9 protein-coding genes are annotated in these 7,722 nt (G+C 38.8%); 3 read left to right on the forward strand and 6 right to left on the reverse strand.

The annotated features are described in order from the left end of the window. Positions 1-87 precede the first annotated feature (87 nt). The 3 genes from FTU16_RS15970 to mobQ all read right to left on the reverse strand — a co-directional run bounded on the left by FTU16_RS15970 (position 88) and on the right by mobQ (position 3,591). Positions 88-612 carry a plasmid replication DNA-binding protein gene (locus FTU16_RS15970; RefSeq protein WP_039090898.1) on the reverse strand — a complete coding sequence of 175 codons (525 nt, stop codon included), beginning with the start codon at positions 610-612 and terminating at the stop codon, positions 88-90. 78 nt (positions 613-690) lie between these two features. Next, positions 691-1,620, reverse strand: a complete 930-nt coding sequence (gene repM / locus FTU16_RS15975; protein ID WP_000131200.1) for a replication initiation protein RepM — start codon at positions 1,618-1,620, stop codon at positions 691-693. 534 nt (positions 1,621-2,154) lie between these two features. Beyond that, positions 2,155-3,591 carry a MobQ family relaxase gene (gene mobQ / locus FTU16_RS15980; RefSeq protein ID WP_039090895.1) on the reverse strand — a complete coding sequence of 479 codons (1,437 nt, stop codon included), beginning with the start codon at positions 3,589-3,591 and terminating at the stop codon, positions 2,155-2,157. A 210-nt stretch (positions 3,592-3,801) separates the two neighbouring features. Between mobQ and FTU16_RS15985 the strand changes: the two genes are divergently transcribed. Both FTU16_RS15985 and FTU16_RS15990 read left to right on the forward strand, forming a co-directional pair. After that, positions 3,802-4,068, forward strand: a complete 267-nt coding sequence (locus FTU16_RS15985) for a mobilization protein (protein WP_088749624.1) — start codon at positions 3,802-3,804, stop codon at positions 4,066-4,068. A gap of 17 nt (positions 4,069-4,085) precedes the next feature. Then, the gene (locus tag FTU16_RS15990; RefSeq protein ID WP_039090891.1) at positions 4,086-4,517 is read left to right on the forward strand and encodes a hypothetical protein; all 432 of its coding nucleotides are present in this window, start codon (positions 4,086-4,088) and stop codon (positions 4,515-4,517) included. Positions 4,518-4,576: 59 nt separating this feature from the next. On the opposite strand, the gene FTU16_RS15995 is transcribed toward FTU16_RS15990, so the two are convergent. The 3 genes from FTU16_RS15995 to FTU16_RS16005 form a co-directional block, all read right to left on the reverse strand. Then, positions 4,577-4,867 carry an addiction module antidote protein gene (locus FTU16_RS15995; RefSeq protein WP_004787581.1) on the reverse strand — a complete coding sequence of 97 codons (291 nt, stop codon included), beginning with the start codon at positions 4,865-4,867 and terminating at the stop codon, positions 4,577-4,579. Positions 4,868-4,870: 3 nt separating this feature from the next. After that, entirely contained in the window at positions 4,871-5,167 is a 297-nt protein-coding gene (locus FTU16_RS16000; protein WP_004787583.1) for a type II toxin-antitoxin system RelE/ParE family toxin, read from the reverse strand. 323 nt (positions 5,168-5,490) lie between these two features. Then, positions 5,491-6,132 (reverse strand): TetR/AcrR family transcriptional regulator C-terminal domain-containing protein, encoded by a 642-nt coding sequence (locus FTU16_RS16005; protein ID WP_004787586.1) that lies wholly within the window; start codon positions 6,130-6,132, stop codon positions 5,491-5,493. Between the two features lie 65 nt (positions 6,133-6,197). Here FTU16_RS16005 and tet(39) point away from each other — a divergent pair, with 65 nt between their 5' ends. Continuing rightward, the gene (gene tet(39), locus FTU16_RS16010; protein ID WP_004856455.1) at positions 6,198-7,385 is read left to right on the forward strand and encodes a tetracycline efflux MFS transporter Tet(39); all 1,188 of its coding nucleotides are present in this window, start codon (positions 6,198-6,200) and stop codon (positions 7,383-7,385) included. The last annotated feature ends 337 nt before the right edge of the window (positions 7,386-7,722 follow it).

Consider the following 7,722-nt stretch of genomic DNA (forward strand, 5'->3'; position numbering starts at 1 on the left):
TTTTAATAAACCTCATCCGGTTTTTTGATGAGTCATTATTTCATGTGCTTGCACTGAAATTGGCTCATCAAAAAATTGGAGTCCTGGCTAACCATAAGGAAGGAAAAAACGGCTCAGGAAGCCTCTCTTTTTAGGTTCAGGCTCAACGTGTTCTGGGACAGGGATACGTTTGTTCTCTGGAGTAGTCAATCCGTCATCTTTAGGTGGAACGACTATTACCTCTTCCTTCATTTCTACAATGGGAGCTGATTGAGGGAGTTCGAGTTCACTAGGGTCTTGAATCTTTGGTTTGGGTGCTTCCAGTAGACGTTGCATCGTCTCAATTTGATTTTGATAAAAGGATTCACGCTCTTTTGCATCATCAAGCTGATTTTTCAGCATGTCTATCTGTTGCCTAAGTAGTAAAACTTCTGCCGAATTTGGACTGTCTATTTTTACAGATTCTTTTACATCTAGTTTTTTTGAAGGTTCGCCAAAAACACGGATAGCTTCAGCCAGATCAATTTTATTATCAGAATTTTTACTTAAAATTCCTTTCTTTATGTTGTTGTAAATCGTTTGTCTATTGATATTGTAAAGCTTAGAAAGCTCAAGAACTGTAAGGCTTTTCATGCTGTAAATCTATGCCTAACTCTGTCAAAAGTTGTTGTCTATTAGACTGCCTAATAGACAAATGATCAAGTATAAATTTTAGGCAGCTTGATAGCCAACTTTTTGAAGATAAGGGAATAATTCTTGGAATTTTTCACTATCTTGAAGCATTTCAGCAATACGTATAGCGAATTGTGGATAGCTTTCTGTACCCTGAGAATACTTACCCATTTCTGGTAGTTCGGAAAGTTTAGTAGCGAATAAGTGGCGTTGCTTATCTGTCATTCTCGAGAACAGATCAGTTGTATTAGGGTCTCTATTAGTTTCTATAGATCGAATAGTTGCTTTCTTTGGCTTAAAGCTAAAAGAAAATCCTGAGATTGAACGACCTTTTTTATGCTGTTCGTATTTAACAGTTATATCTGAAAATTCGTTGATTTGATCTACTGCAATATCTAAAACACGTCTCTTAAATGCTTCCATTCGAGTGTATTCGTTAACACCTATACCAAGTTGGCTACGAAATTTATTTAATTCATAAACAGGCGTTTTCCCTACAGACTTCCATTGCATTAAGAGCTCATAAAGACGTACTGCATAAACGCTTTTGAAGTCAGCAGTTTTTTTCAAATGATAACTAGTAAAATACTGTTCAAACCCATCTATTTTAGTGACATGTTCAATTACCACACGAGTTAAGGTAACTAAAATTCTTCCTTCACCTTTCCGATAATTAGCATCTTGAATCCAGCGACTTTTTGTTAAAGTTCCATCTTCATTGGTAATCGTAAATTGTCTTTTAAAAAGAGAATCTTCTGCTTCAATTAATGCTAAATAAGCTGCATCTGGAGAAACGTTAAATGCTTTAGCATATCTAAGAGCATTTAATTCTAAAGGTTCATCTGTTGATAATCCTTGTCCAGTCTCACGAGCGTCTACAATTGCGAGCTGAAGTAAACGGGTTTCGCTTAAAGTAAGTGTCTGTAAAGCTTGTACAAGTTTATTAGATTTTACGACTAAGTCTGTCATGTCATTCTATTTAGCAACAATTTTATTGTGTTGCTATAACAACATAATAAATATTTGTTGTCAAATACCGAGGAAACGTTGCTATATAACCGAGGAAACGTTGCTATATAACCGAGGAAACGTTGCTATATAACCGAGGAAACGTTGCTATATAAAGCTTGAAATCCTTATAAATAAAAGGATTCAGTCGAGTTAAAAACATTTAAAAACTTTAAAAATAATTAAAAGCATATTTCATGAAAAATTGCCCTTGGTTTTCGCTTCGCTCAAACTCTATTGAATCTCGCTCTCGCTCGATTCGTTGGGGCAATTTTTGGTTAATCCCTAGGTAACTTCAATAAAAAGCAAAAGCAACTCGGAATTCGCTTCGCTCATAAGCTTTTTTTCTCGCTTCGCTCGGTCTAGGAATAAAACTTGGAAAGTTCGCACCCATTCGGGATGCTCTGTAGGGTAGGTGATTAATGGATAGGGAGCTTGTAATCAGGGAAAGGAAAGGGCAAATTTTCTCAGTTCGCTCGTAGACACTCGCTCTGTTTAACGACTCATGCCACGAGATTTCATTTTAGGCGCATGTTGCTGTGCTTTGAGTTGTTGTTCTTGTCTGAGTTTCAGCTGTTGTTCTGCTTTGATCTCATTCACACATTTTTTAATGACTTGATAGGTTGAGTATAGATTCTGGTATTGCTTGGCTTTGGCCGGATGTTGTTGTTGGTACTGCTTCCAGGCATGTTCTTTAAACTTTTCATTTTCCAATAAATCCTTCACACCATGTTTTTTCTGGTGTTCATGCTGACCTTTCAGTTTTTTGTGTTCTTGGTAAATCGCATCACGTTGGGCTTCCCAGGCTTTTTTTCCAAACAGTAAGGGTTTGTTCTGGGTTAATTGGTTGTGTTGATCCACCAGGCTTTGCAATTTGTCATGACTTTGCTTGAGTCCGCTTTTCACGATCTCCTGGGCGAGCTGCTGATTGAACTCGTTTTTATGCTTTTGCATCTTGCCCAGGGTGTTTTCTGCCTTTTTAAAAACATCCTGCATAAAATGCAGGTCTAGATTCGCCTCTTTTGCGCTTATTTCGCCTTGTAGCAATTTGACTAGGGTTTCTCTCTGTTTTTCCTCAAACAGGGCTTTTTCGTCAATTGGTGGCGTTTTAGCGCTATTTTTGATTTGGATCTGCTGTTCAGTTTTCAGTTTTCTGAGTTTTATCTCATTTTCAGCAATCAGCAGGTCCATATTTTTGCCGTATTGCAGCTGAGCCTGATTTCTCTGTTTGATTTCATCATTGCTTCGGCTGATTTCGGTCTCAATCCCTTTTCGGCGCAGCTCGGTGACTTTCGGTCCTTCGTGCAGGGTGGCTTCCAGGCCATTCTCCTGGTCTTTGTAGCTGCGGTGGTCAACCCGGGCGGTGGACCCGGCCAGATCCAGGTGCATATTGCAGATATTGGCAAAGTGTTCGCGCCAATGTTCGATTTCTCCACTGTGTTTCTGATCCAGTTCCCGGGTTTTCTCGGTAAAACCTTCGGGAGTGAGCTTGCGTGTGCTCATCAGGATATGGGCGTGATAATTGCGTTCATCACTGCCGGATCCGGTATGCGGTGCATGGATACAGGCATCGACGGCCACCTGATGTCTGTCTACGATACTGGCGCATAGTTCTTCGAGCATGGCCAGGCGTTGTTCCTGGTTCAACTCACTTGGAAAAGCAATTTCAAATTCCCGGGCGACTGTCGAGTTTTTTCTGGTTTCTCGTTGTTCCACTTCGTTCCAGAGTTTTCCCCGGTTTTTTAAATACTCTGGTGCGCCTTCGGGTAAATAAATTTCTTTGTATTCCACACCAGTTTTTCGGCTGTAGTCATGTTCTCGGCCTTCACGTTCGCAATAGATCTTTTCACCTGCCCGATAGGCAATCGCAGCAGTGGCGGAACGCCCTGCTGATCTTGCTACGGTTTTAACTGAAAAGTGGTAAATCGCCATGTCTGTTTTTCGCTTTTAAATTTTCACGTAGTGAAATACAACCGTGAATACGGTTGTCGGGGTATTGGGGGAGACCCCAATCGTACTTGCAAACAAAGTTTGCATAAGTGCGCTCTTCGAGGAAAACATTACTATACATATAGCACCTTGAATGCATATTCAAGTGCGCTTATGTTAGGGATGGTTTCCCAGGATGATGGTATTGGATTAATGAGCGTTACTGAAACACTAGACAGCAAAATCAAAGCACAGGAAGAAAAGCTAAAGCAGTTAAAGGCTCAAAGACAGGCAGCACTGGCAAGAGAACGTGCTAAAGAGAAAGAACAAGCTCGAAAGGATGATACCAGACGCAAAATTTTAATTGGATCCTGTATGCTAAAGATCACTGAAGATGATGAACAAGCCAGAGCTAAATTAATTGCTCAGATGGATAAGTATTTAACAGATGAGCGTGACCGAAAGCTTTTTAATTTATAAATTTTGAGGGATAAGTAGTGGAAGATCCAACACTTAATAAGTTAATACGTAATACAGAATTATTCTTCGAACATCACTGGAATGTAGACCTATTAGGAAAGCCTCCTGAATGGTCACCAGTACATTTTAATTTTGGAAAAATTCCTAATTACGATAAACAAGGTGTATATGCGTTTGTCAAAGGGGATTTAGTGACTTATATCGGTGTTGGGACTTCTAGAGGTGCTGGCCGTTATCGTGGTAATGGCTTAAGCGCCAGGGTAATGAAATATTGCCGATGGAATGAAGATAAAACTGAATATATTGCGATAGATCCAAGACTGAAAGATGCTGGATCCATCATTACAATAGGCTTTGAGCGTGATACGGCTTATTTAGCAAATGCCCTAGAAGTTTTTCTTATCTCTAAAATCCAACCTGTCCACAATGTGGTTAAAGTTGGTATGTAATTTCGCATAAGAGATTTTATGTTAAATAAGATGGAACTTAGACAAAATTTTATTAATAGTTATGCATTCTGCACAGTTAGTTTTAGACCTAAAGCATTTACTACACGATTAATCGTATCAAAACGAGGTGCTGAATCTTGACGGAGTGCTTTGTAAAGTGCTTCACGTCCAATTCCTGCTTCTTTAGCGATTTGAGTCATACCACGAGCTTTAGCAATTACACCAAGTGCATGAGCTAGTTCAGCAGGGTCATTCTCTTCAAGAACCATATTAAGATACATTACAATATCTTCTTCACTCTTAAGTGCTTCTGCCATGTCAAAGCTAGGTAGATCAGCTATTTTAACCATTTTTCAATCCTCTAAAGATTTTGATAAATCAACAGCTCGTTCTATATCCTTTTGCTGTGTAGATTTATCACCACCTCCAAGCATCACAATGATTACATCACCATGTTTGATGTAATACATGCGCCAACCTGGTCCGAAGAACTCTCGCATTTCCCAAACACCTTCTTGAAGATGCTTTACATCGCCCCAATTACCACGCTGAACCTTATCTAATCTTCGATTCAGTTTAAGACGGGTCATACTGTCTTTAATGCTATCTAGCCATTCATCAAATTCAGGGAGACGTTTAATCTCGGTCATGAAAGTTCCTCTTTATTGTATTCGATCGAATACACAACATTATAATGAATATATTTTATGAGTAAATGAAATAATAAGAATATATTTTATCAATTGATTATTTAATAACCTATGTTCTTGGCAAAAGGTATCAAACCTGCTCATAAAAAAGCCGACTTGTTTCTAAGTCGGCTTTTTACTGTTTTTGAAGTCAGTCAAAATTTTATAACTATATGAAAAACAATAATATTTTAAATTGCGTTTCGTATAAGCTCTATTATGTTAAATAATTAAGGATAAAAGCTTTATTACTAAATAGAACAGTTGCTTAAAGCAGTATAGAGTTAAGTTTGCATTTTAATATCAAGTTGTCTTTCAGCACCGATAATCACCATACGAATCCCATTTTCAAAAATGTCATCCGCATTCATATTTTGTAAGGTATTCACTCCTTGGAGCATGAGTGGATATATAGTTGGATCGGCTTCGAATGGTGGGTCTGATCTTATTTCTTCTTGCTGCTCCTCAAGGACCCACCCAACAATAAACCTTCCTAATGTCATAAGTAATGCAACTGCTTCAACAGGAGAAAACCCAGCATGAGATAACAGCGCAACTTGGGCCTCAATCGTGTTGAAATGTCCTTGACTGGGGCTAGTTCTTGCATGTAGACGAGCACCATCACGGTAAGCTAGTAGTGCTCGACGAAAGCTTACAGAATTAGCGAGCAACCAATCTTGCCATGTCATCCCATCGATGGGTAAAGAAACTAAATGGTGTTCATTTATAATGGTTTCCGCCATTGCTTCCATTAACAAGGATTTATTCTTGAAATGCCAATATAGAGTTGGAGATTTAATACCCAATCGTTGAGCTAGCTTGCGTGTGGTTATTGAATCTATGCCTTCTTCATTCAACATATCCAATGCGGTACGCAGGACTATTTCACGTGTCAGACGTTGAGGTGCAATATCTTTTTTACTCATAAATCTATCACTGATAGGGAGTGTGTGAGAGAATATTAATTCTATCATTGCTAGAGAAGGCATTTGTGAAGAAATCATTGAGCGTGATTTTAATCACTATATTTCTGGATGCTGTTGGGATTGGTTTAATTATGCCGATCTTGCCTGAATTATTACGGTCATTGGCTGGAGCTGAAGCAGGCGGTGTTCACTATGGTGCTTTATTAGCTGTGTATGCTCTGATGCAGTTCATTTTTGCACCTATCCTTGGAGCGTTGAGTGACCGATTTGGACGTCGACCTGTATTAATTATTTCAATTGCTGGTGCAACGGCTGATTATCTCCTAATGGCTGCTGCTCCTTCTCTATTGTGGCTATATATTGGTCGTATTTTTGCGGGAATTACAGGTGCCAACATGGCTGTTGCAACAGCTTATGTTTCAGATATTACTCCAGCCCATGAGCGTGCAAAAAGGTTTGGTCTCCTTGGAGCTGTCTTTGGTATTGGGTTTATAGCGGGTCCGGTAATAGGTGGAGTTTTGGGTGAATGGAACTTACATGCACCGTTCTTTGCTGCTGCTTTTATGAATGGGATTAATTTAATAATGACAGCAGTCTTATTAAAAGAATCAAAACACAGCAATAAAATGACTGAGAAGGTTCAGGAGCAATCAATATTAAAGAAATTATCCTATTTGATCACTCAACCTAATATGGCTCCATTGCTTGGTATCTTTTTAATTATCACATTGGTTTCACAAGTCCCCGCAACTTTATGGGTTATCTATGGGCAGGATCGTTATGGCTGGAGTATATTTATTGCAGGTGTTTCCCTTGCTAGTTATGGAATATGCCATTCTATTGCACAGGCTTTTGCTATCGCCCCTATGGTAAAGAGGTTTGGAGAGAAAAATACGTTGTTATGTGGAATAGCTTGCGATGCAATTGGTTTACTTCTTTTATCTATTGCTGTTGAAGAATGGGTGCCTTTTGCGTTGTTACCATTGTTTGCCCTTGGTGGAGTAGCCGTTCCTGCTTTGCAAGCAATGATGTCCAGAGGTATTAGTGATGAAAGACAAGGTGAATTACAAGGGCTATTAAGCAGTTTTAATAGTCTGGGGGCTATAATTGGTCCTGTATTAGTTACTAGCCTCTATTTTATGACTCAGGCATCAGCTCCTGGAATGGTATGGGCATTAGCTGCAATACTTTATGTAATCACCCTACCCTTATTGCTTAAGTATCGCCTGAATAAATATTCTGGAGTTCCATAAAATATTTAATTTATTGGTTTAAAAACTAATGGATTCTATAGTTTATCTAAAATTAACATAATACACCTTATACGAAACGTCCAAAAAATTTCCTTTTAAAACAATGTTTTATATCTGTAAAAACAGCCTAAGCACGCTCTCTTAGGCTGTTTTAGCAATTTTTCTTGTTCCACGCTCAATAAGTAAGCAATGTTCCACGGTTTTATTCAGTTTTAATAAACCTCATCCGGTTTTTTGATGAGTCATTATTTCATGTGCTTGCACTGAAATTGGCTCATCAAAAAATTGGAGTCCTGGCTAACCATAAGGAAGGAAAAAACGGCTCAGGAAGCCTCTC

This window comes from Acinetobacter sp. YH12069 (genome assembly GCF_013419675.1).
Taxonomy (GTDB): Bacteria; Pseudomonadota; Gammaproteobacteria; order Pseudomonadales; family Moraxellaceae; genus Acinetobacter; species Acinetobacter amyesii.